This window comes from Leisingera sp. ANG-S5, from assembly GCF_000813925.1.
Taxonomy (GTDB): Bacteria; Pseudomonadota; Alphaproteobacteria; order Rhodobacterales; family Rhodobacteraceae; genus Leisingera.
Map to the genome: position 1 here is coordinate 1 of NZ_JWLH01000019.1, position 24,390 is coordinate 24,390.

General features: G+C 61.4%; 20 protein-coding genes. 3 read left to right on the plus strand and 17 right to left on the minus strand.

The features are described 5' to 3' along the window. Positions 1–375 (plus strand): IS3 family transposase (locus RA25_RS19675; RefSeq protein WP_039174604.1); only part of this gene is annotated, 375 nt, incomplete at its 5' end. A 991-nt stretch (positions 376–1,366) separates the two neighbouring features. On the opposite strand, the gene RA25_RS19680 is transcribed toward RA25_RS19675, so the two are convergent. The 7 genes from RA25_RS19680 to RA25_RS19710 are packed head-to-tail and all read right to left on the minus strand — an operon-like array spanning position 1,367 to position 9,625. Continuing rightward, complete coding sequence (locus RA25_RS19680; RefSeq protein ID WP_019294992.1) at positions 1,367–2,554, minus strand: aromatic ring-hydroxylating oxygenase subunit alpha; 1,188 nt, start codon at positions 2,552–2,554, stop codon at positions 1,367–1,369. Next, positions 2,551–3,159 (minus strand): sarcosine oxidase subunit gamma, encoded by a 609-nt coding sequence (locus RA25_RS19685; protein ID WP_019294993.1) that lies wholly within the window; start codon positions 3,157–3,159, stop codon positions 2,551–2,553. Before RA25_RS19685 ends, RA25_RS19680 begins: the two co-directional genes overlap by 4 nt. Continuing rightward, entirely contained in the window at positions 3,152–6,103 is a 2,952-nt protein-coding gene (locus tag RA25_RS19690; RefSeq protein WP_039174605.1) for a sarcosine oxidase subunit alpha family protein, read from the minus strand. The genes RA25_RS19685 and RA25_RS19690 overlap by 8 nt, the downstream gene beginning before the upstream one ends. Beyond that, entirely contained in the window at positions 6,100–6,384 is a 285-nt protein-coding gene (locus RA25_RS19695) for a sarcosine oxidase subunit delta (RefSeq protein ID WP_019294995.1), read from the minus strand. Before RA25_RS19695 ends, RA25_RS19690 begins: the two co-directional genes overlap by 4 nt. 11 nt (positions 6,385–6,395) lie before the next feature. Continuing rightward, positions 6,396–7,667 carry a sarcosine oxidase subunit beta family protein gene (locus RA25_RS19700; RefSeq protein WP_039174607.1) on the minus strand — a complete coding sequence of 424 codons (1,272 nt, stop codon included), beginning with the start codon at positions 7,665–7,667 and terminating at the stop codon, positions 6,396–6,398. A gap of 21 nt (positions 7,668–7,688) precedes the next feature. Further along, on the minus strand, positions 7,689–8,483 hold the full coding sequence (locus RA25_RS19705; protein ID WP_019294997.1) for a maleate cis-trans isomerase family protein: 795 nt from the start codon (positions 8,481–8,483) through the stop codon (positions 7,689–7,691). Beyond that, positions 8,483–9,625, minus strand: coding sequence for a M24 family metallopeptidase (locus tag RA25_RS19710; RefSeq protein WP_019294998.1), 1,143 nt, complete (start codon positions 9,623–9,625; stop codon positions 8,483–8,485). The genes RA25_RS19705 and RA25_RS19710 overlap by 1 nt, the downstream gene beginning before the upstream one ends. Positions 9,626–9,757: 132 nt before the next feature. On the opposite strand from RA25_RS19710, the gene RA25_RS19715 reads away from it, so the two are divergent. After that, entirely contained in the window at positions 9,758–10,636 is an 879-nt protein-coding gene (locus RA25_RS19715) for a LysR family transcriptional regulator (protein WP_019294999.1), read from the plus strand. A gap of 5 nt (positions 10,637–10,641) precedes the next feature. Here the strand turns inward: RA25_RS19715 and ehuA are convergent, their stop codons facing one another. The 7 genes from ehuA to RA25_RS19750 all read right to left on the minus strand — a co-directional run bounded on the left by ehuA (position 10,642) and on the right by RA25_RS19750 (position 18,444). Beyond that, on the minus strand, positions 10,642–11,457 hold the full coding sequence (gene ehuA / locus RA25_RS19720) for an ectoine/hydroxyectoine ABC transporter ATP-binding protein EhuA (RefSeq protein WP_019295000.1): 816 nt from the start codon (positions 11,455–11,457) through the stop codon (positions 10,642–10,644). Positions 11,458–11,459: 2 nt separating this feature from the next. After that, on the minus strand, positions 11,460–12,125 hold the full coding sequence (ehuD, locus tag RA25_RS19725) for an ectoine/hydroxyectoine ABC transporter permease subunit EhuD (RefSeq protein ID WP_039148135.1): 666 nt from the start codon (positions 12,123–12,125) through the stop codon (positions 11,460–11,462). Positions 12,126–12,128: 3 nt separating this feature from the next. After that, positions 12,129–12,794, minus strand: a complete 666-nt coding sequence (gene ehuC, locus RA25_RS19730; protein WP_019295002.1) for an ectoine/hydroxyectoine ABC transporter permease subunit EhuC — start codon at positions 12,792–12,794, stop codon at positions 12,129–12,131. A 64-nt stretch (positions 12,795–12,858) separates the two neighbouring features. Further along, positions 12,859–13,701, minus strand: coding sequence for a transporter substrate-binding domain-containing protein (locus RA25_RS19735; RefSeq protein ID WP_019295003.1), 843 nt, complete (start codon positions 13,699–13,701; stop codon positions 12,859–12,861). A gap of 302 nt (positions 13,702–14,003) precedes the next feature. After that, the gene (locus RA25_RS19740) at positions 14,004–16,460 is read right to left on the minus strand and encodes a GcvT family protein (RefSeq protein WP_019295004.1); all 2,457 of its coding nucleotides are present in this window, start codon (positions 16,458–16,460) and stop codon (positions 14,004–14,006) included. Positions 16,461–16,478: 18 nt separating this feature from the next. Next, the gene (locus tag RA25_RS19745) at positions 16,479–17,660 is read right to left on the minus strand and encodes a M24 family metallopeptidase (protein ID WP_019295005.1); all 1,182 of its coding nucleotides are present in this window, start codon (positions 17,658–17,660) and stop codon (positions 16,479–16,481) included. A gap of 1 nt (position 17,661) precedes the next feature. Then, positions 17,662–18,444: a maleate cis-trans isomerase family protein gene (locus tag RA25_RS19750; protein WP_019295006.1), complete on the minus strand. Its 783-nt coding sequence runs from the start codon at positions 18,442–18,444 to the stop codon at positions 17,662–17,664. A gap of 161 nt (positions 18,445–18,605) precedes the next feature. Here RA25_RS19750 and RA25_RS19755 point away from each other — a divergent pair, with 161 nt between their 5' ends. Beyond that, positions 18,606–19,343, plus strand: a complete 738-nt coding sequence (locus RA25_RS19755; RefSeq protein ID WP_241477451.1) for a GntR family transcriptional regulator — start codon at positions 18,606–18,608, stop codon at positions 19,341–19,343. Between the two features lie 1,218 nt (positions 19,344–20,561). On the opposite strand, the gene RA25_RS19760 is transcribed toward RA25_RS19755, so the two are convergent. The 3 genes from RA25_RS19760 to RA25_RS22825 are packed head-to-tail and all read right to left on the minus strand — an operon-like array spanning position 20,562 to position 24,332. After that, positions 20,562–21,536 carry an ATP-binding protein gene (locus tag RA25_RS19760; protein WP_206539711.1) on the minus strand — a complete coding sequence of 325 codons (975 nt, stop codon included), beginning with the start codon at positions 21,534–21,536 and terminating at the stop codon, positions 20,562–20,564. Then, a complete protein-coding gene (locus tag RA25_RS19765) occupies positions 21,499–23,640 on the minus strand; it encodes a Mu transposase C-terminal domain-containing protein (RefSeq protein ID WP_082023114.1) in 2,142 nt (713 codons plus the stop codon). Before RA25_RS19765 ends, RA25_RS19760 begins: the two co-directional genes overlap by 38 nt. Beyond that, positions 23,637–24,332, minus strand: coding sequence for a TnsA endonuclease N-terminal domain-containing protein (locus tag RA25_RS22825; protein ID WP_052254311.1), 696 nt, complete (start codon positions 24,330–24,332; stop codon positions 23,637–23,639). The genes RA25_RS19765 and RA25_RS22825 overlap by 4 nt, the downstream gene beginning before the upstream one ends. Positions 24,333–24,390 lie beyond the last annotated feature (58 nt).

Consider the following 24,390-nt stretch of genomic DNA (forward strand, 5'->3'; position numbering starts at 1 on the left):
CTGAACTCCGGCAACGTCATCGATGCGCTGAGCGACCTGTTCATCCTGCGCGGCGTGCCTTCGTTTATTCGGTCTGACAATGGCCCGGAGTTCGTTGCGCAGGCCGTGCAGGACTGGATCAAAGCCGTCGGTGCAAGGACGGCTTACATCGAACCCGGCTCACCCTGGGAGAACGGATACTGTGAAAGCTTCAACGCCCGGTTCAGGGATGAGTTCTTGAATGGCGAAATCTTCTACAGCCTGCGAGAAGCTCAAACCCTGATCGAAGAATGGAGGAAACACTACAACACGAAACGCCCACATAGTGCTCTGGGCTACCGCCCTCCGGCCCCGGAAACCATCGTCCAGATGGACCAAAGGCCGGTCATGCACTAACAATCAAATTGGACCACTCAAGTGGGGCTGATCAACGTGACCTAGCGAGCCCTGCGTAAGCTAAGAAAAGGTGAGGGTCTGCTTCGTCCGGCGGTGTGCGAGTTCGTGATCCGCGTGGCAAGTGGCGGCTGAAGATCTTGATAGCTGCTTTCCTCCTGCCCCTCCTGTCAAATTTAGAATGTGATCGCGGACGAGACCGCGATCGCTTGCACAGAAGTCAGCCGCGCTTCCGCTCCGCTCTAGCGCGCCTGGCATTTTCTGTTTGATTGGTCCGCCTGCCATCCGGCCGGCAATCTGAACACGGGTTCTGATGCCGCTGCGCGTCAGCCTCCACGGAGAAATCCGGTTCCTCCCGCGCCAAGCGCGGCCCCTCCCAATTTCACCGCTCCGGCCCCGTCTGTCAGATCACCGTCCGGCCGCAGTCCGGGCTGCGCCCACCCTGCTTTGCCCTCCGGAAGACACGAGGTCTTCCGAAGTGAAAATCAAGGAAGGCTTCGCCACTGGCGGAACAGGAGGCGCGAGCGGGGAAGTTGGAGACACGAAAAAGGAAAGGTTCTGTCGCAAATGGCAAAACTATGTGTCGCCCGACAATTTGTGTCGGGCGACACATAGTTTTTCCTTTTTGGAGAACTTGGCAGATTGATTTCAAAGGGAAATATTTTCAGCCGACGCAGCAGAGTTACCTTTTGCGACTCATAGGTTTTCCACCGGCGGAAGCAGACATTCGTGCCGCGCGCGGCAAAACCGAGCTCCGAGCCCATTTTTAACCTAGCGAGCAGCTGCAGCACTTCGCAACTGCAGCGAGATTGCTCGCGAAAGACTGACTGACACCGGCCCGTACTATCTATACTGGATGCTGTACAGCTCGCGGCCGAAGGAGACATTGGTCAACTCCGTAAATTGAGACAGCGCCAAGGAGGGGGTAGCAGAGCGCAGACCACCGCAGGTGCAGCTCTGCTTTCCTTGCAGCAGCTGATTGCAAAGGGCCGGTTCAGTCTTGCCGCCTCTCTGGAGATGCGTCTGACAGGCTGCCCTTGCACAGTTGTGCGGCAAGGTATTGCTGGAAGTACCAAACCGTGCGCTCCTTCGGCGACAGCCTCCCGGGTGCCGCGGCCAGCGCCTTGGCGTTCTGTGCGATGCCGCCGATGATCGGCTTGTCCTCTTCGTTGATGCGGTCGAATCCTGTCTTCAGCTCTGCGGCATAGGCCGCGCGCTCCTCCGGATCTTCCGGCACCGCGCCGGGGTAGTAATCTGCCCCCCAGAATACCTTGACCCTATCGGTGCCATAGGGTTGCAGCGACAGCCAGAAGGTGCGCTCAGCCACAACCGACATCACATGGCAGGGGAATATCGCCGACAGTACCGCTTTTTCGCGCTCCTCACCGGTCAGCAGCGGATTGTCCACCTGCATATCCGAATTGCGTTCATAGGATTTGCCGGGCACCCTGCCCTGCTCATAAAGGCTGTAGGCCGCGCCGCCATGCATCGCATTGGCCAGCCGGGTCGGCATCGCCGGTTCGATGGTCTGGGCGTGGGCCACAAACAGGTGATAGCCCTCCGTGAAATTCTGCACCAGGATCTTCCAGTTGGTGTCCCAGATCTCCTCAGCCCGGAACAGGGTGCGGTACTTCGGCAGCTGGTAATTCTCCAGTCGCTTGGTCAGGCCAGCCAGCCGCGGCCCCAGAGGCGCGGCATCGGGATCAAGCGAGACATAGACCCAGCCTTGCCAGACCTCGACCTGGAACTGCGGCAGGCAGACCTCCTTCTTGTTGAAATTGTCGCGCATATGGGCGGCGCCGATCAACTGGCCATCAAGGTTGTAGGTCCAGGCGTGGTAAGGGCAGCTGATCCGGCCGCGTATATTGCCCGCACCCTCCAACAGCGTCGCCATCCGGTGGCGGCAGACATTGGACATCGCTCGCAGCACCCCGTCGCGGTCCCGCAGCACCACTACCGGATCGCGCCCGATGGTGGTGGCGCGGTAATCGCCGGGGTTTTCGTATTCGTCCACCCGGCCGACGCAGAACCATTCGTGATTGAAGATCTCGTCCAGTTCCAGTTCCAGGAACTCCGGCGAGGTATAGACCTGCGGCGGCGTCGCCTCGGCCAGCTCATCCGGCAGCGCGGCATTGCGCGCCACCGCATCCAACAGCTCATCAACAGACATGCGGGGGGTCATTCCAGCTCTCCTTCTGCAGGAATAAAGGGGGTTTCGCGCGTTTTCAGCCCGTATTGCAGGGCGCTGCCCTCCAGCAACTCCCGCAGCGAGGCGGCAAAGCTGCTCGGCAGTGCCAGGGTAAAGCCCGCATTGGTGCGCCACAGGGTGACGCCAACGTGGTGAAAGGCGGTGGAGGTGGCGCAGCCAGCAGGAAAGGCAGAGGGGCGCAGATCCAGCGGCAGAAAATGGTTGAGCAGCTTGCCCGCCTGCGGGCCGGACACCCGCACTAGGGTCCGGGCACTGGACAGATCCAGAACGGCGCAGGCGCGGCTGCCTTGCACTGGTGCATGTGTTTGGCCCGCGCGCTGCAGCAGCCACCATTTCAACGGCTCGGCCCGCAACAGCATGCCGCCCGTGCCCTGCTCCACACGGCCCGGCCCCGGCGCTGCGCCGCAACCTGCGGCGGCAGAAGCCAACGCACCGGCCTCTGCCAGCGTTTCCGGCCAGGCGGCGATCTGGGTCAGTCTGAAGCCCGTCAGCAGGCTCAGCGTGACACCCGCAGGCCCCGGCTTGCCGCCGCGCCCCGGCGCCAGCTGCGCCTGAAGTGTATTTATCTGGTCATCCATGCATCCGTTCTCCTTCCGGATCGAACATGTGAGGGGAAACAACCTCGACCTCGACCGGGCCGCCGCGCACCGGGTCGCTGGCCATCAGCGTCCGCCCGGTCCAGGCCTCGTGGCCGCCCGCGACATAGCCCAGCCCGATCCAGTGGCCGAGCGCCGGCGAATGCGTCACCGCAGTGACCCAGCCTTCACCGAACCCCTCGCCCTCATCTGGCCTGCACAGCAGCGCCCCGCCATTGAAGGTCTGGCTGCGATCCTTCGGGAAAATCCCCGCCAGCTGCGGCCGGTCCGCGCGCTGCAGCTCCGGGCGGTCCTGCAGCACCTTGCCGATATAAGGTTTCTTCGCAGACGCCATCTTGCCCAGCCCGGCATCGAGGATCGTGACCCGCCCGTCCAGCTCTGCGCCGGTGACATGGCCCTTCTCGATCCGTAGCGTCCCCAGCGCCTCCAGCCCGTACAGACAGCCGCCCAGGCGGGAGGTTTCCCCCCACAGCTGGTTCATCATCGCTTCGCCGTGACCGGCAGGAACATACAGCTCATAGGCCAATTCGCCCGAAAAGCTGATCCGCGCGATCAGCGCCTCAGTCCCGTCCTGCAGCTGCGTCCGGGCAACGCCCATGAACGGCAGCGCCTGTGCAGATACTGCCGCCGGATCCGCCAGGCAGGCAGCCAGCGCCTTGCGCGACTTCGGCCCGGCAATCGAAACACCCGCCCATTGATCGGAAACCGAGGTCAGATGCACCCGCAGCTCCGGCCAGCGGGTCTGCAGCAGCTCCTCCAGCCAGACCATGACCTTGCCAGCCCCGGTGGTGGTGGTGGTCATCAGAAAGTCATCTTCCGCCAGCCGCCAGGTGGTGCCGTCGTCCATCACCATGCCGTCGTCGCGCAGCATGATACCGTAACGCGCCTTGCCCACCGCCAGCTTGGCAAAGCCATTGGTATAGACGCGGTTCAGAAACTCCGCCGCATCCGGCCCCTGCACCGCGATCTTGCCCAGCGAACTGACGTCGCAGATACCAAGAGTTTCGCGCACCGTTGCGGCCTCGCGCACATAGACCTCAGCAATGGTTTCGCCGTCTTTGGCAAAATACCAGGGCCGGTGCCACAGGCCCGCGTCGGTCATGGTGGCGCCGTGGCGCAGGTTCCAATCATGCAGCGGTGTGCGGCGCAGGGCTTTGAAATGGCCATGCACGTTGCGCCCCGCCAGCGCGCCGATGGCAACCGGCGTGTAAGGCGGGCGGAAGCGGGTGGTGCCCACCGCCGGGATCTCCTTGCCCAGAGCCTCTGCCATAAGCGCCAGGCCAACGACATTGCCCATCTTGCCCTGATCGGTGGCCATGCCCAGCGTGGTGTAGCGTTTCAGATGCTCGACAGAGACAAACCCTTCCTGATGCGCCAGCCGCACGTCTTCGCCGGTGACATCATGCTGCGGATCGACAAATGCCTTGGGTTTGCTGCCCGACAGCCGTACTTCGTAAAGCGGCGCGATGGGCGCACCCCAGCCGCCCGGCGCAGGGCCGGCAGCCTCAATCCCCATGGCGCGTTTCGCCGCCGCTTCGCCGGAGGCTTCGCAGGCCCCGCGGTCCCAGATGCCGGCCGCCGCGCCTGCCATGAACAGCGGCTCTGCGCAGTCTCCGCCCAGAAAACAGGCCAGCTCCGCATTCCATTCGGGTTTGACGCCGCGGTGCGATGCCAGGTTCACCACCGGCGACCAGCCGCCCGAAACCAGCAGCAGATCGCAATACTCACTGCCCGCCGCCTGCCAGCCGGACTCGGTGCGCCGCGCAAATTGCACGGATTTGACGCCTGAACGGCCCTTTGCCTCCAGCGGCGCCAGTCCGCCGCGCAGCCTGACCCCGGAGGGGACGTCAAGGCTAGTCCGCTGGCGCGCATCCGCCAGCACCACTTCTGCCCCGGCAGCCGCCAGTTCACCAGCGGTCCGGTAAGCGCTGTCGTTGCAGGTCGCGACCACCACCCGCTGCCCCGGCAGGACGCCGAAACGGTTCAGATAAGCCCGCCCCGCTGCTGCCGTCATCACCCCCGGACGGTCATTGCCACCAAAGGCGATAGAGCGTTCCAGCGCGCCGGCTGCCAGCACCGTGGCGCCTGCCCGCACTGTCCAGAAGCGCTGCCGCGGCAGGTAGGGCGCAGGCTCCGCCAGGTGGTCCGCGACACGCTCCACCATCCCTGCAGTGCCGTTGTCATAAAGCCCGAAAACCGTGGTTCGCGGCATCACCCGCACACCCGCGCGGCCAACCGCCTCGATCAAGGCCAGACGGTCCGGTTCGGCGGAGGGATCATTCAGCAGATCCCCGCCCAATTCAAAATCCTGTTCCGCCAGGATCACGTCGCGGCCCACCTCCGCCGCGGTCAGCGCCGCGCGCAGGCCCGCAGGCCCCGCCCCAACAACCAGCACATCGCAATAGGCATGCACGTGGTCATAGCAATCCGGATCTGCCTCGCGAGAGGCAGCCCCCATGCCCGCCGCCTTGCGGATCAGCGCCTCGTATTTCATCCAGAGCCCGGTGCCCTGCCCCCATTCAAACGGCGGCAGCCCCATGAAGGTCTTGTAATAGAACCCGGCCGAGAAGAACCGGCCAGAGAGCCCGTTCACCGCGCCTGCATCAAAGCGCACATTGGGCCAGGCGTTCTGGCCCTGCGCCTCCAGCCCCTGAAACAGCTCCTGCATGGTAGCCTTGACGTTCGGCTCTGCTCTCGCACCGCTGCCAACGGTGACGATGGCCCCGGACTCCTCCACCCCCGCCGACATGATCCCGCGGGGGCGGTGATACTTGAAGGACCGCCCCAGGACCCGCTCACCATTGGCCATCAGCGCCGAGGCCAACGTATCTCCCGCATAACCCTGCAACGCTTTGCCGTCCCAATGGAACGACAGCGGCTTGCTCCGGTCGATCCGCCCGCCGCGGTCCAGCCGCCGCGCGGTCATTGCCCGCTCTCCAGCGCCGCCGCCAGTCCCGGATGGGCGGGCGCCACACTGCGGATTTCATGGGTCATCGTGTCCCGCTCCACCTTTATCCACATGCGGCAGCCATGCACATGCTGCCAGGTCTCCAACTGCAGGCCGCAGATGTTTTCGCGCAGGAAAACCGCGTCGTGCCAGTCCTGCACCGGCGCATCAAGCGCCGGGTATTCGATAGAGCCGTCACCGCCATAGCTGAATTCGGCATGGTCGCGAGGACCGCAAAAGGGACAGGATATCCGGATCATGGCTTACCTCCTTATCCGTGCAGCTTGGGATCGGGGCCGGCGCCGCGCTCGTCGATCTGCAGCCCGCGCTCAAAGCGTTTCAGGTCGAAATCGGCGATCATCGGCGCGGGGCGTTCATTGGCGATCAGATCGGCAAACCACCAGCCCGCGGCAGGTGTCGCCTTGAAGCCGCCGTAGTTCCAGCCGGTGTTCAGATAGAGATTGTCCAAGGGCGTCGGGCAAATGAAGTGGCTGCCGTCCATCGACATATCGACCACCCCGGCCCAATGGCGCAGCAGCTTGACCCGGCCCAGGCAGGGCATCACCGACATCGCCGCCTCTGCCACGTCCTGCACAATCGGCAGGTTGCCGCGCTGCGCATAGGATTTGTACCAGTCCAGATCACCGCCAAAGACCATGCCGCCCTTGTCCGACTGCGAGATATAGAAATGCGCGCCGCCCATGCCGAAGACCACAACCTGGTCCAGCAGGGGCTTCAGCGGCTCCGACACAAAGGCCTGCAGCTTGTGGGATTCAATCGGCAGCCGCCCCAGCCCCGCCATCGACCACAGCCGCGACGTATTGCCCGCCACCGCAAAGCCCACCTTGCCCGCGGTGATCCGGCCCCGAGTGGTCTCCAGCGCGGTGATCCGGGCGCCGTCGCGCTCCACGCCTGTCAGCGCGCAGTTCTGGATGATATCCACCCCCAGCATGTCAGCCGCCCGGGCATAGCCCCAGACCACCGCGTCATGGCGGGCGGTTCCCGCGCGTTTCTGCACCGCGGCGCCCATCACCGGGAAGCGGGCGCCCTCGGCATAGTTCAGATGCGGCACCGCCTGCTTCAGCTGCTCCAGGCCCCAGATCTCTGCATCAGGCGTGCCGGTGCGGCGCAGGGTGTTGTAGTTGCGCGCCGCTGCGTCGATGGCCCCGGGGCTGTGCAGCAGCGCGATATGCGAGCGCTGGCTGAACATCACGTTGTAGTTCAGCTCATGGCTCAGCTCCTCCCACAGCTTCAGCGAATGCGCATAGAACTGGCGGTTTCCCGGACGCGCATAGTTGGAGCGCACGATGGTGGTGTTGCGCCCGGCGTTGCCGCCTCCGATCCAGCCCTTCTCCAGCACCGCAACATTGCGCAGCCCGTGGTTCTTGGCCAGGTAATAGGCGGTGGCCAGCCCATGCAGGCCGCCGCCGACGATGATTACGTCGTAATGGCTCTTGAGTTCAGGGTCGCGCCACTGACGGCTCCACCCCTTCTGGCCGGTGATACCCTGCCAGAGCACATTCCATGCGGAAAAACGGGTCATTTTTTTGGTCTTTCAGGGGCCTTAGACGGTGGGTTTCAGCACCCGCCCCGGGTGTTTGAAGATCTGGCCGAAGCCTTCCAGTTCATCCATGATCCCGGCGCGGCGCAGGCAGGACCAGAATTGCGCCTGGTTCGAGGTGATGACTGGCTTGCCGGTGATCTGCTCGATTTCCTCGACCGCTGGAAGCGAACGCACGCCACCGCAGCTGAGGAAGATCGCATCAGCGTCGGGCCGGTCGATTTCCAGCGCGAATTTCTTCCAGTACTCCGGCGTCACCAGCCCCATGTCCCAGCCGCTGGCGATGTTGAGCCCCTGAATGTCCAGCACGTCAAAGCCGCGCTCGACCAGGAACTCCGCCTCGGCGGTGTTGATGTCATCCAGATAAGGGGTGCCGACCACCAGCTTCTTGGCACCCAGCTCGTTCAGCGCATCCAGAACGCCCTGGACCAGGCACATCGGCTGCGCCCAGGGTGCGCCTTTTTTAATCTCGGCCATCACCCGCTGTTCGCCGATCACGATAGACCCGGACGTGCAGCTGTAGCTGACCACATCGGGCTTCGCCTCCGGCTGAATGCGCGCCGCAGCATCGGCCATGTGCTCGATATGCTTGGCCAGCGTTTCGGTCGTGGTGTGGTCGTCGGTCTTCAGCCGGGTGACATAAACCGCCACGCCCTTTGGCGCCATGTCCCAAAAATCCCCCTCGGCAGAGGGGTCGGTGGACATCAGGATAAAGCCCAGCTTGGCGCGGTGGAAACGCCCGGCATCCATCTCCGGGGTGCGCGGCTTGGACTGGATGGTTTGGCCTGGCTGAAACATCAGAGGATGACCTCCTCAACAGATTTCGGATGCTGGGTCAGCTGTTCCCAGCCATCCTCGGTGATGATGAAACTGTCGCCGACCTGGGCGCGGAAGGTGTCGACAGAGACCGACCCGTCCACCGCCAGCACCATGCCGGGCTGGATGATGGTGGTGTCGCCGGTGACCAGCTGCGGCGCCTCCAGGAAGCTGAAACCGGTGGCCCGGCCGCAGCGGAAGGGGTATTCATACCCCGCTCCCTGGATCACCTCGGCATAGGCCGCATGCACGCTTTCCGCAGTGACGCCAGGGCGCAGCGCCTCCAGCGCCGCCTTCTGGCTGGCCACGGCAACTTCATAGACCTTTACCTGCGCCGGGTCTGGCTCACCGATCCAGAAGGTGCGGTCAAAGCCCAGCTTGAAGCGGTGAAAATTGGTCATCCCGCAGAAGCACAGGAACACAGGCTCGCCGCGCCGCATGATCCGGGTCGAGGCCCGGTGGTGGGTTTTAATGATATCCTTGCCCGAGGCCATGATCTGCAGAAAATGCGTATTGGGCGACATGTCGCCATCGTCGTAGTGCGCCGCCAACAGCTCTGCCGCCTTGCGGGTGCCTGCCTGGCTGGTGGCAATCGCCACCTCGAACTCTGCCACGCCGTCTCCGATCGCGGCCCGGCCCGCATTCATCATCGCAGTTGCGACCTCGCCAGCATGGCGGGCCAGCTGCAGCTCCTGCGGTGATTTGATCATCCGCATCTGGTTCAGGATCGGCGTTGCGCTGGTGATCTTCTCTGCGGCGACCAGGTCGTTCACATAGGCGCGCACCGGCGGCGGCATGTGGCCGGGCTCGATGCCCACCGCCCCGGCCTTGCGGACCGCCGCAGGCAGCTCCTCGCGCCACTCGTTGCCCATGCCGTCATTCCAGGCCGCGATCCGGTCCACCCGCGCGGCCGCTTCAGCGCTGTTGAGGTCGATGGTCGGGGTGATCAGCAGCGTCTCGCCGTCCTTGGGCACCACCAGAATGGTCGGCCGGCCAAACTCCATATGAAGGTAATCGTAATAGCCGGTCAGGTAATAGACGTTGTCGTCATCGGTGATCAGCGCCACATCAATGCCGGCATCGGCAAGTTTTTCCTGGAAACGGGACAGTCGCTCGGTGAACATCGGATTTCCCTGTAAGTTATGGAGAGCCGGGCGGCACAGCCCTGCCGCACCTTGGGCCTTGAACCAAATGCTATGGCTAAAACCCCGTTTTCCAAAGTGACATTCGGTCCGGAATTGTGATAACCGGTGGTTATGAAAAACTACCGCCGCGCGCTGCCACCCCTCGACTATCTCCTGTTCTTCGAAGCTGTTGCCAGACACGGCAATTTCACCCGTGCCGCGGAAGAGCTGAATGTCAGCCAAGCCGCTGTCAGCAAGCGAATCAAAGTGCTGGAGGACTGGCTGGGCATGACCCTGGTGAACCGCCGCGGCCGCAGCCTGTCGCTGACCCGCAACGGCAAGATCCTGGCGGCCAATTCCGGCGAGGCGCTGGATTACCTGCACTCATGCCTGCAGCAGCTGCGCCGCGCTAGCGCCAGCACAAGGCTGTCGCTGGCGGCCAATGTCGCCGTGTCGCAATACTGGCTGACGCCCAGGATCAATGAATACCTGCTCAGCAGCGATGCCGCACCGGTCACTCTCACCGCCTCGGACAAGGACGCCGACCTGTTCGCGCTGGAGGCGGATGCGATGATCTACTATGGCCAGGACATCCCGGCCGGCTGGGACGGCGCGCTCCTGTTCGAGGAGCGCTGGATGCCGGTCACCTCCCCCGCCAAGGCGCAGCGTGAAGGCGGCCTGGCCGCGGCGACCCTGCTCGATTTTGACAAGCTGACACCGAAGTGGGTGAACTGGGGCGATTTCGCCGAACTGACCGGCAACCCGGACATTGCCCGGGCCACCAAGGTCAACCTGGGCTCATACGGCAGCACCCTGGATACCGCGGTGCGCGGCCGCGGGGTAGCGCTCGGCTGCCCCGATGTGCTGCGGTTCGAAATCGACGCCGGCCGACTGGTGCCGCTGGAGAAGTACCAGCTGCTGACCGGGCGCAGCTACTTCGTGATCTGGCGCACGGGCCTGCTCACCGGGCAGACCCGCAGCCTTCTGAATGATGTGGGCATCCCGCTCTGAGGCGGTTACACCGCCTCCCGGACCGCGCTCAGGAACTGCTGCGTCCGCTCCCGCTGCGGGTTGCCGAACAGCTCGGCCGGCGGGCCCTGCTCCTCGATCCTGCCGCCATAGAAGAAACACACCCGGTCCGAGATATCGCGGGCAAAGCCCATCTGATGGGTCACCATCAGCATGGTCAGGTTATGCTCTGACACCAGCTTGCGGATCACGTTGGTCACCTCACCGATCACCTCCGGGTCCAGGGCGGATGTCACCTCGTCAAACAGCATCACCTTGGGCCGCATCGCCAGCGCCCGGGCAATCGCCACCCGCTGCTGCTGGCCGCCGGACAGGCGCGACGGGTGCTGGTCCTTCTTGGAGATCATGCCAACCATCTCCAAAAGCTCCTCCGAGCGGTCGCGCGCCTCCGCCTTCGACAGGCCCAGCACCTGCACCGGCCCCTCCATGCAGTTTTCCAGCGCGGTCATATGCGGGAACAGGTTGAAGTGCTGGAAACACATGCCGATGTCAGCCCGGCGGCTGCGCAGGTGCCGTTCGTTGGCGGGCACCAGATGGCCGCCCTTGGGCATATGGGTCAGCGGTTTGCCATCCACATAGATCACCCCGCCATTGATCCGCTCCAGCGTCATCAGCATCCGCAGCACGGTGGTCTTGCCCGACCCGGACGGGCCGATGATCGACACCATCTCACCGGCGGCGACATCCAGATCCAGATCATCCAGCACGGTCAGCGCGCCATAGGATTTGTTCACCTTGCGGAAGCTCACCATCGGCGTGTCTTCACCGGTCATCTCAAGCGGAAAGCCAGTCTTGTCCAGCATCGTTACAGTCCCAGTTTGCGGCGCACATACCCTTCGAACAGGCGGATCAGACCCGCTGCCGGCAGGGAGATTGCCAGAAAGATTATGCCCACCATCGTATAGGGTTCCAGGAACCGGTAGTTCTCAGACCCGATGGCATTGGCGGTATGGATAAGCTCGGCCACCCCGATCACCGACAGCATCGGCGTATCCTTGAAGATGCCGACCAGATAGTTGCCCATGCCGGCCAGCGCCGGCGGGATCGCCTGCGGGATGATCACCCGGCGGTATTTCTGCGCGGTGGTCATGTTGAGCGCAATAGCGGCCTCCCACTGGCCTTTCGGCACGCTCTCGATGCCGCCGCGGTAGACTTCTGACAGGTAGCAGGCATAGTGCAGGCCGATCGCGATCATCCCGGACATCCAGGGGCTGAGCCGGACGCCGAACTGCGGCCCCACATAGAAAACAAAGAAGATCTGCAGGATCAGCGGAGTGGAGCGAATGAACTCCACGAATTCGCGCACGGTGAAGGTCAGGGCCCTTGACGGCGTACGCTGCGCCAGCGCCAGCATCAGCCCTAATACCACAGCTATGACGTACCCTGCGCCGGCTGCAATCAGTGTGTTGCCAGTGGCGTAGACCAGCCGCGGCAGGATTTCCCAGGTAAACTCCCATTTCCAGTCAAACATGGCTCAGGCCCTCCCCAGCTTGCGCGCCATATGGCGTTCCAGCCAGCGCATGAACGGCGTCACCAGAAAGCGGGCCAGCAAATAATAGATCACCAGCGCCGCGCCGAAGACCTGCGCCGACAGGAAGGTGGAGGAATTGATCTGCCGTGACTCGAACATCAGGTCGGCGACTGAGATCAGCGACACCAGCGCGGTGCCTTTCAGCAGCTCGATCATCAGGTTGCCCCAAGGCGGCAGCATGTTGACCAGCGCCTGCGGCAGTATGATCCGCCGCATCCGCTGCGCCGGGCTCATATTGATGGCCAGCGCCGCCTCCCACTGCCCCTTGGGCACCGACAGGATGCCGCCGCGCACCAGTTCGGCCCCGTAGGCGCCGATGTTCATGCCAACCGCCAGATAGCCGGCGGTGAATTTCTCGATGGTCAGCCCGAACAGCGGCAGCACAAAGAAGATCCAGTAGAGCTGCACCACCAGCGAAGTGCCGCGGAAAATCTCGATATAGGTCACGGCGGTGCCGCGCAGCAGCGCGTTCTGCGACAGCTTCATCAGCCCCATGCAAAGGGAAATGGCGACACCCAAGGCGGCGGCGAGCAGGAATTGAGCAACAGTTATCCCGGCGCCGGACAACAGCCGCGGCCAGTACTGTGCCAGAAAGTCGTAAAGCCCCATCCGTCATTCGTCTTTCAAACAGAATTACATGCGGCGGAGCGCAGGGCTCCGCCGCACTGTCAGATCAGCGGTTGGCGCAGACCCACTCCGCGGATTTGTCGCCGGGCAGGTTGCTTGCGGTGTAGCCGTAAGCTTCAACGGACTGCATCATCGCGTCGGTTCCGACATATTCCGCCAGCGCCGCATTGAATTTGGCCATGAAATCACTGTCCGCCTCGCGGAAGCCGACCCCCACCCAGTTCTGCGTCCAATCCGGCAGCGCAGCGGGATCGGTCACATCTACGGCCTCGTCGCTTTCCGCCAGATGCGCAGCCTCGAAATAGGTCATGCCGCCGGCATCCGCCCGGCCCGCCTTCACTGCGGCCAGCATCTCGGTCGGCCCCGGCACTTGCATGATCATCGCATCGGTCAGGCCTTCCTTCTTGGCCGCCTCCACGGTGTTGTAGCCGGCGCCGGTGACCAGCAGCGCCTCAGCCGCCAGGATGTCCTGATAGTTCTGGATGCCCTTGGGGTTGCCCGCCGGCACGATAAAGGCATCGCCGGCCTGGGCGATCGGCTCGGAGAAGGCGATGTTCTGGCAGCGGCTGTTCAGGATATACAGGCCGCCGGTGATCATGTCATAGCGGTTGGCCTGCAGGCCGGGGATCAGCCCGCCCCAGTCGGTCACGGTGGTTTCCACGTTCTCGTGGCCCATTTCCTTCAGAATGCCGAGCGCGATTTCATTCACGAAGCCCTTGGCGTCGCCGTTTTCATCCGGGTAGCCCCAGATCGGAATGTTGGAGAAGCCGATGCGGATCGGCTCGCCCGCGGCGATCCGGTCCTCGATCGGGCCGGCCAGCGCCGCAACGCCGCTGACCACAACCGCCAGCGCTGCCGCGCCAATGGTTTTCAGTGTTTTACCAGTCATGATATCCTCCCAGTTTATTCATGGATCCGTTGCTGTTTTGATGCCGCTGCCCCTTCAGGGATCTTCCGGCAGGTTATGCTTCCGGCGCTGCCCGCCTGCCGTCATCCGCGGCCTGTTCCGGTGCGCCCCTTTGAACCTGGCTCGTCCGGAGGCCTGTGCCCCCTTGGAAACAAGACAATTTCGCCCAAGGTCAGCCCAGCCTAAGGTCATAAAGACACATTTCAAAATGACCATTCCTGTTGCCTAGTGATAACTAATGGTTATGATTGTCCATCTTTCTCCTTTTCTCCCGCTGCAGCCCGTTATGCCCCTGCCAGCATCCTCTTGCTGTCCGGGTCATAAAATGGCGTCAGGCTGACATCCGCCGCGATGCGCTTGCCTTCGACCAGCACCGTAAAATCGCCCGCCGCCGCCGCGGCCCTGTCCGTTTCCCCTTCCGGCAGGGTCAGAAAGCACAGGCCCACGGACGCCCCGACCGTTTGCCCCCAAGCGCCGGCGGTCACATAACCCGCCACCTTGCCGTCCCGCAGCACTGGCTCGTTGTGGTGCAGCAGCGGCCCGGGATCGCGCAGCTTGATGGAACACAAAAACGGCCCCTTGTTCTCTGCCTTGCGCGCCAGATAGGCCTCGCGCCCGATGAAGGTGACCGGCTTCTCCGTCTTGCAGACAAACTCCAGCCCGATCTGATGCGGCGCCTCGGTATAGGCCATGTCGTGACCCCAGTGCAGGAACCCCTTTTCCAGCCGCAGCGCATTCAGCGCCTCGCCGCCGATCAGCCGGATGCCAAAACCTTCGCCCGCCTGCATCAGCACCTCGAACACATGCTCGGCGAAATCCGGGGTGACGAAGATCTCCCAGCCCAGTTCGCCCGAGTAGGACAGCCGCTGTGCAAACACCTGGGCGTGGCCGATGTGGAAATGCCGCAGGCTGTTAAACGGAAACGCGGCGTTCGACAGATCCGCATCGCTGACCGCCTCAAGCAGCGCCCGGCTCTGCGGCCCCATGACGCCCAGCACCCCATATGCGGAGGTCGCATCGCGCAGCCGCACGTCCTCATCCTCGCAGATCAGATCGCGCAGATGCAGATAGTCGCGCCTAGTGTGCGAGATTGAGCTCATCACCATGAAGCTCTCATGCCCGTGGCGTGCCACCGTGACGTCGCTCTCGATACCGCCACGCTCGTTCAGCATCAGCGTATAGGCAACCCGGCCATTGGCCATCGCCATGTTGTTGGTGCAGGCCCGTTGCAGGAAGCTTTCGGCATCCCTGCCCTCGACCATCAGCTTACCCAGCATGGAATAGTCGATCATAGCAACCGCTTCGCGGGCGGCCTTCTGCTCTTCCTGCACATGGGGGAACCAGTTCTGGCGGCCAAAGCTGTATTCATACTTCGGCTCTACCCCTTCCGGCGCAAACCAGCCGGGGCGCTCCCAGCCCTGTGTCTCGGTGAAACAGGCGCCGCGTGCCTTCATCGGATGATAGAACGGAGTGCGGCGCAGGTTGCGGGCAGTCTCGCGCTGGCGGTTCGGCCAGTGCATCGCATAGGTCAGCACCAGCGTCTCCGGGCAGCGCGCCTGCAGATAGGCATCGCGCGCCTGGAACTCCTCGCAGCGCTTGGGGTCCATCTCGCTCAGGTCAATCGGCGGATGGCCATCGATGATCCATTGCGCCAGCGCCCTCCCCGCACCGCTGCCGGACTGGATGCCGGTGGAATTCACCCCGCCAAGGACAAAGTAATTGGCAATATCCGGCGCCTGGCCCAGGATGAAGCGTCCGTCATAGGAATAGCTCTCCGGCCCGTTAAAGAAGGTGCGGATGCCGGTTTCCTGCAGCAGCGGCACCCGGTTCATTGCCAGCTCCAGCACCTCCATCACGTCGTCTTCGACAAACGGCAGGCTGTCGAATTCGAAATCTTCGGAGATCCCCTTCATGCCCCAAGGCTTGGCCTGGAAATGGGCAAAGCCGAACAGCAGCTTGCCGGCATCCTCCTTCCAGTAGGTGCCGTCGCAATAGGACCGCAGCACCGGCAGGTCGCTGGGCAGGTTTTCGATGGCCTCAGTCACCAGATAGTAATGCTCGCAGGCGTGCAGCGGCACGCCGACGCCGTTCTGGCGGCCCAGCTCGCGCGCCCACATGCCGCCGCAGTTCACCACATAATCGGCGCTGATGCTGCCCTGGTCCGTGCGCACACCCACAGCCTTATTGCCGCGGGTCAGCACCTCTTCGACCTTGATGTTTTCAAATATCTTCGCGCCGCGCATCCGCGCGCCCTTAGCCAGCGCCGTGGTCAGATCCACCGGGTTGGCCGATCCGTCGCTGGGCATATAGATGCCGCCCAGAACCCCCTCCGGGTTCATCAGCGGCCAGCGCTCCCGGATTTCATCGGTTTCCAGATACTGGGCTTCGACTCCAAACAGCGCCGCAAAATCCGCCTTGCGCTTCAGCTCCGCCATCCGCTCATCGTTGACGGCAATGGAGATCGACCCAGACCGCCGGTATCCCGGGTTCTGGCCGGTCTCCGCCTCGATCTCCTGCAGCAGCTCGATGCCGTATTTGGCGAATGCAGTGGTGGCATGGCTGCCCTGTAGCTGCCCGACCAGCCCGGCCGCGTGCCAGGTGGTGCCGCTGGTCAGCTGTTTGCGCTCCAGCAGCACCACATCCGACAGCCCCTGCTTGGCCAGGTGATAGGCAACGGAACAGCCGTGAATGCCGCCGCCGATAATGACAACCTGGGCATGGGACGGGAGGTCTTTTTTCATGTGAGCGGATCCCATGTGTTAGATGATGATTGGCAGCTCGCGCGGTGCGCGGCGGGACAGAAGTTCGGCGCCATCCGCGCGGATGACGATGTTTTCCTCGTGCAGCATCATCTTGCTGCCGCCAAAGGCGAAACCGGGCTCAAGCGTCAGCACCATGCCTTCCTCGATCACTGTATTGTCGCCCGGCATCAGAGACGGCCATTCGGTGACCTGCATGCCCAGCCCGTGGCCCATGCGCCCGATCTGATGGCCGCTGCAGCCGCCCTCCTCCAGCACCTTGGCCATAACCCCCCACAGGTCCGTGGTGGTGATGCCGGGGCGCGCCGCCTGCAATCCGGCTTCGGTTGCGCGCCAGGCCAGATCATAGGCGAATTTGGCTTCATCCGCGGCACGGCCAAAGGCATAGTTGCGGTCGAAGTCGCAGCTGTAGCCGCCCCATAGCGACCCGGTGTCCAAGAGCAGCATGTCGCCGTCTTCAATCACCCGGTCGGTGGGCCGGTTGATCACATCCGCAAACCCGCCGGGGCCGGAGCTGCCCACCAGGTACGGCACATCATCGGCACCGTGCTGCAGCAGGCTGATCTTGAACTTGGCAAAGGCTTCGCGCTCGGTGTCGCCCGCCCGGATATGGTTCGGCAGATCCTCGAATGTTGAGGACGCGATGCTGCAGATCCGCGCGATCTTGGCAATCTCCGACTCGGATTTCACCATCCGCAACCGGCGCACCACTTCGGTCCCATCGCCAACAGAGATGCCGCCCAAGGCCTCCTGCAGCCGTTGAAAATCTGCCGCCGGCATACGCACATGAGTTTCATGTCCCATCGGCACGCCCAGGGTGCCGCCACCGGGCATCAGTTCCCGCAAGGTGTCCGCCAGCAGCGAGATACCATCATCCTTCGGCTGCGGCGCCAGCCAGGTGCGGATATCAGAAATCCAGGTCAGCGCCATGCTGGGCGCCCCGATCTCCGGGATCACCGCCACCGGCGCACCGCTGGCTGGGATCACCACGAACCAGGGCCGCGTCGGGCTCAACCAGAAAATGGTGTCAAAGCCGGTGAAATAACGCACTTCTGGTTCGGTGGTCAGCAGCAGCGCATCCAGCCCTAGGCCCGCCATGATCCTTTGGGCGGCTTGCGTGCGCTGCTCAAACTCCTGTGTGGTAAACCCGCGCTCTGCAGCGGGGTGCATCTCTGCCGTCATCTCAGTAATCCATCTTCATTTGGGTGTGAAACAGCATGCCTGCCCCGGCGATGCTGTCTCCGATGCCGGCCAGCCTGGCCAGATGCCAGGCCGTGACCTGATTGCTGGACAGGACCGGCTTGCAAATGGCCTTCTCGGCCTCCGCCAGGATTTCCATGACCCGCAGGCTGGTGCAGGACACAAATACGCCGTCGCAATCCGCACGGCGGCCGATCTCCTTGATCGCCTCCAGAATGCTCTGCGAGGAAATCCGCGCCACTTTGAAATCGTCGCTCTGGTTAAAGCTGCCGACTGCGTTCACCTGGAACCCAGCCGCAGCCAAATTGTCCCGCATGCCTTCAGTCACCTCGACGGCATAAGGGGTAATCAGCGCGATCCGCTTCAGCTTCAGCGCACTCAGCGCCGCCTTGCAGGCGGTCAGCGGATTGGTGGTCTTTGCCGCCGGATGAACGCTGCGCAGGATCGCATCCACCCGCGCCTCGCCGATCATCGTTGCCCCCGACGTGCAGCAATAGCCGATGGCGTCCAGTTCGAACGAAGCAGGCAGCAGCGCCGCCGCCGTAGGCAGGTCCGCCTCCATCTTCCGCAACGTATCGCCGGAGACTTCCATCTCATTGGGGATCCGCGCGTGATACAGCACCACTCCGGGCCGCCGCAGCACACCCGACAGCTCATGCTCCAGAGTCTGATCCGATTGCAGAACGATCAGGCCAATCCGGGCCACGCTGCCCAGCCCCCCGTCACTGGTGAATTGCAGTGCTTGAATATCCGGCACCAAATTCATGGGCCTGCCTCCAAAACCCGCGGGATTTCTGCCCCGCTCCCCCAGCCCCTCCCTTGCAAACCATGGCCACGCCATGCACTCAGGATACAGAGCCCCTGGAGCTGGTATATACCACCAATCTGGTATATACCAAAGAAAATTTGCGGAACTGCTGCATCATGATGAAAAACGATCTGGAACAGAGAAAAAAAACACCAGTTTTTCAAATGGTTATTGACCATCTGAGAGAGCAAATCCGCAGCGGTGCCCTGCCCGTTCACGCGGCTCTACCCTCGGAAAGAGCCATCGCAGAGCAGTTTGGCATCAGCAGAATGACCGCACGCCGCGCGCTGCTTGCGGTTGAAATGGAAGGCCTCGCCTACAGTTCCGGGCGCCGCGGCCGATTCGTGTCGCCGCAGCGGGTGGCTTATGACATCAGCCAAACTGTCAGCCTCTCGGCCCTGCTCGGCCAGGACGGGCCCGGCCTGACGATCAAGGTGGTCTCCCAACAGATGGCCGCAGCAGATGCGGTCTTGTCCGCAAAGCTGGCCGTGCCCGAAGGAGAGTCGCTGTACAAATACACCCGGGTGTTCCTGCTTCAGGACCACCCCGCCTTTGTCGAAGAAGAATACGCCATTGCCAGCCTGTTCCCCGGCCTGTTCGACCACAATCTGCAGCAGTCGACCACGGTGCTGATGGAGCGGGAATACAACGTGCCGCCACATTCCGGTGACATCACGATCCGGATGCGCGCATTGAATGAACAGGAGGCGGGATTACTAAACTTGCCGACCTACAATGCCGGCATCGAGCTTGAGCAGGTGATTTACAGTAAGGACGGCAAGCCATTCTGCTTCGGCCGCCAGATCTGGCGCGGCGAACTCGCGGAATTCACCGCGCATGCCATCGTCAGGAGGTAGTTTTCAATCTGGAAAGTGCTTCTGATTGGCAGCTCTTTGAGCTGTATGCGTCCCTCACGGCGCGCTTCCATCTAATTGAAGCCTGCGTGCAGATGGTGTTCGCTGCAAGCAGCATGACGGTCAATGACCGCTTTCACGGACCTCGGGGAAGGTTTCGGGTTAGCGAAGAAAGACCGGCCCCCACACGGCCTGGAAAAATCCTCGCAAGTGCAGAAAGAACTGCGCATGAGCAGCGAAGGGCAGGATTGTCCGCGGTGTGTGAGTCCGTGACTGGCGTGGCGAATGGCAGCTGAACGGACGCGAGATCTGACGGGTAGCATCGCGTTCCGATCCTTGCGGCCCCTGGACTGTTCGATGCGGATGATGTTCCAGGCGCAGTCAATATCGCTAACCCGCAGCCCTGCAAGCCGACACTCGCCATGACCCTTGCTTTATCGGAATGGTTCCGGTAAGCAAATCGGCTGCATTTTGGGGCCCGCTGACCGGACCCAGCCTGAAACAGTCAAATGAATGGAGAGCGCCATGTAGCACGGAAACTACATGAAAGGCCTTAGATATGGCCCACTACAAACGCAAAAAGGCGTGCGCTGCGGTAAGTGCTCGCTATTCGGCGCACGGCCTAGAACACCGGCTTTCGAAGGAGCCCGGCAGCATCCGCTGGCTGGAAAACTGGCCACGTTGGCATGACAAAATCTTTCATACGCGCCCTGCAAGGCACAGGACGAAACTTCTGGAGGCGCTCGTAGTCAAAGGCGCGGACCCGGAGATTTTGAGCTGGCCGGATGGACGCAAGCCGCATAGGTACTTTTGGTGAAAGTGACAGGAAGCCCGGATGCGCCACCCGGCTTCGGATAGCGCCAGGCATCCTGACCCCGACCTTCACAGCGGTGCAATACTTCAGGCTTGATCTGACGGACACCTGAGCTTTCTGCGCTGAGAACGGCTGGCTGTCCGATCTCTCGGAAGCTCCGATCGTCTTGTCTCTGGCAATGTGTCCGTTTCCCGCATCATTGCGGGAAAACTGTGAAACTAACCCGCAGGCCCAAAGGTAAGATAACCGCTCCAGCTGGTCTGCGTGAGATGAACAAACGTGAGGCCAGCGCATTCCCAGATCGGAACAGAATTCCCGTGGTATCGTCTGGTTGCGACGCGACAGTCTGGACACATAGGAAGCCGGAGTTTCGTATTCATTGAGTGGAAGCGTCAGTGCTAGCCTGGTCATTGGTCCTCTCCCACGTCACGCACGCGGGTCACGTCGATACGCAGGAAATCTTGCGCAAGAAACGGATTGAATGCGGGCAGACAAGCTGCCTTTTTTCGAAACGCCTCAGCAAAATGGCTGACCTCCAAGACTGTATCCGTCGCCAACAAGCACTCTTCGATACCACACAGGATCATATCGATGATCTGGCCAAATTCGTTCACTGCAGAGTGGATTAGCCGTTTTAAAAAATCATCCTCCTCCAGAGCTGACGCGACAGAAAGCGCGCTTTCCTGCGCATATTTGCCTAGCAACTCAAAAACATCTCTACCGTGTGTCGCAAAGGAAACGGAACTCAGTTGAATCACCCGAACACGGCGCTGCAACTGCCGATCTGCATTGACCATATGCAGTAGGTCGGGCGTACCGGAAAGTATCAGCCCTACCGGCCAATCCTTGTTGTTCATGACGGATTTGAGGGTGTTCACCACCTCACTCCGTGTGCGATCTGCCTTAGAAACGTATATGTCCTGCAGCTCATCCAAATGGACAAACAGAGTTTTGCGTTCTTTCAAAATCCTGCGAACATGCTGCCAGATCAAGGCCGCTGATTTATCACGCCGTAAGTCATAGCCAAGCGCCACGGACAATGCCCCGCCAACGGTTTTCAGTGTTACTGGGGAAGGCATCTTGAACTGGATGACTTCGCATACATCCTGCTCGTGTGAGGCCAGAATGAGATCCTTGTGCTTGCTTATAGTGTAATCAACTGCAGTGGTTTTGCCGCTGCCAGGCGCCCCCGTCAAAGCGATTGCCTCAACTTCAAAGGCTAGCCCTAACTGCAGCGCAGCACGGCGTCTTCCTAGCTGAACATCAAACTGCTCGCTCAACTCTCTATAGGCGCGATGCCGGATGAACTTGGCCCGCAATTTTGCCATATGGATGTGTATTTCATTAGTCATCGTCAAAACTCCAGTCACCGCTTCTGCCACCTTTCTGGCGGTTGTTCTCAAGCAGGTCCTCAAACGTTTGTATTCCCTGGCGGTCCTGTGCTTCATCGGCGGGAATGATGTGTCCAAAGAGATCCGGCTCAGGCGGGAGATTGAGATCCATGCCTCGGTCAGGAACAATCGTCAGGCCGACAAACAGTTCATCCCGTGCCCTCATCAGGCCGGCAGGCGTCTGTGCGGCTAAAGCCGTTCCAAAGCGCGATTGTTCTTTGGCATTGATTTCAATGATCTTGGACAGAGCCTCGGCGACCACATGTTCATGAAGCTGCCCCTCGGCCTTATATTTCAGGCGCAACGCCCGAGCAGTCTCACTCCAGTCTTCGTAGGACACGCCGTCGAAGCAGCTCTGGAGCGCATGCGCAGGGTGCCATTTTCCTTCAATGTGGACCAGGATCCACCCTAAATCCTCCAAACTGAAACGGATTTCGACTTCGCTCTCATGACTATGGAGAAAAAACTCCTGAAGGGCTGGGCAGGCGTAATCGATGCCAAAATTTTCCACGCCACAACCTGTGACCTTACGACGGCGCCTCTGCCCAAAAGCACGACGGCGGGTGGTTTCTGCCAGCTTTGGCACAACGCCTTTCTCCTTGACTAGACGGTTCCAGCAGTTGTTCGGGGTCTCCCCGCCCAGCCCTCGATGCGGCGTGTTGTGGTAAACGTCGACCACATAGAGCGTCAGGATTTGCATCAGTGCATCATCCGTCAACGATGCGAGTTTCTCAGACGGGTAGTCGCCGCGCTCCATTGTGTTGGAGAATGTTCGGCCTGCCAGATGCGGCATTAGTGTCGTGCCAAAAGTTCCGAATATGCGCTCAACCCGCGCCCTCAGATGTGGCAACCCGCCAGGTGGCGTTTCCGGGTGCCCGTGCGCCTCAAGAATGGACGTACTGAACAGATCGTCGACGAAGGCAGCACCATTGTCGGTACAAACGGCCCCCAGCCCACCAAAATGGTGCCAGGTCGATTGGCACCCGGCGGCCGTTGCGAGATCAGTTTTGTCGCGAGTAATGTCGCTCAACAATGCATACGCATCTTCGCAATTTGGCACGGCTGCTAACCGCATTCCGACGACGCATCGGGTCGCGCAGTCGATTGCCAGGTAAAGCCATCGCCGTCCCCGCTCAAGCTTTGCCAGTTCCTCATCGGAAAGATGATCCAGTGCACCGCGTGCGGCCAAAACGGAGATAATGTCGACTTTCCATTCGTCGACTTCTACCCGTTCCATTGGGTAGCTGGCGGAAAGACCTGTTTCGTACAGCGCAAATTTGCGGTTGGCCGCCTCCACACCATGACGCTGCACATAAGTGAAGTACGGGTCCAGCCGCTGGATCGCACGCTCAACGGCACGCCGGGATGGAACACGCAAAGCAGGTTTACCTTCTGCCTCGCGTGCTGAATTCACCTCCTCAAAGCGCGATTTGCAATGTTTTGCGACTTGCATTTTGGACAATCTTTGCCGTGTCAGGTACGCCGATACGCAATCCCCAAGCAGGCGAACCGACGATAGGCAAAATCGATCATTCCTGTTGCCTGACCGGTGTGTGTGAGGCACCAGCGCGAGGTAGGAATAATCACCTTGCTCATACCGCTTTAACCAGGTGCGCAATGTCTTTGAACACGGCGGGTCGCGTAACACATTTGTTCGACCTGCTCGCGGAGCTTTCCATTTCCGCCGCGCTGCCCGAGCCAGCTCATTCACATACGCTTCCATTTTCGGCATAAATTCCGCAATGGATCTGTCTGTTTTGTTCATCCCCGCATTTGTTAAAAGGTGCATCGCAACAGTGACCCACAGGTAGCGCCATGCAATCCGCTCGCGGAGTTCAGGTTTCATAGAACCTATAGTCTCAAGGCCCGCATTTATCCGGGCGTTAGTTTGACCCACGAGAAAGTATCCCGGTTCGAACACAACATCTGGCTTCGAGAGCAGGGCTTCAAACTCCTCAAAACTGTAGTGCACCTGCTTTGTTGAACGGCCTACGGATTCAAATACGTATCCAGTCTCTGTTTCCCGATGTCCCCGGAAATCCTCCGAACCAACAGTCAGTTTGTCATTCCTGGTAACAAGCATGCGTTTGTTCATGAGTCCCCCCCTAGGCGGACAACTGTCTTCAGGCCGATCTCCTTCGTTTTGTCGGCGCTCAGGACACCGTCGAAAATCGCTAGAAAAATGGCCCGGAACCCGTCCGCTCCTGCGCCTAGCCGTTTCTGCATTGCCTCCACTGTCTGCGGGAAGGTGACCGAGCACGCTAGATCTTCCAGCCGCTTCTGCAGGCTCTCGTTCCGACACCGGGCGAAAGCATGGAAGCGTTCTGCGTTTAGAGCCGCTGCTTTTGTGAAGTCCTGGTCGGTAATCAAGACCACATCATCCGCAAACTCACGGGTCATGGCCGAGCGAATATCTTCAAGATCCAGCAGAAAGCGGTGCCTCACCACAAGCTTCATGGGTTTCACTGCAACCGCGACAATGCGGCCGCTGGTAAGTGTCACCAGGAAGTCGAAGAAATGGTGCTTCCGGCGGCCATCCCGCCCGTGATACTTGAACGGCTCAGGCTGTTCCCGAATGTCCCAAACGCTTTTCCGGGCTAACAGAAGATACAGAACCCGCTGCTCCAGCTTGCTTTCAAATTGGATGATGATCGGGTTCCTGCGTCCTGGCAAGTGCGCGACGATCCCGCCCCGGGAGCTTGCCTTGGAGCGCTTGGCTGCTCGGCGGGTGCTCCGGCTTGGACGCGGCGATGACTGCCATTTCGGATGCCAAAAGTCGTCTTTCATACATGTTTCAGAGGTCATGCACGCCTTCTGGCGCGCACGAGCGCTCAGCCTTCTTTCA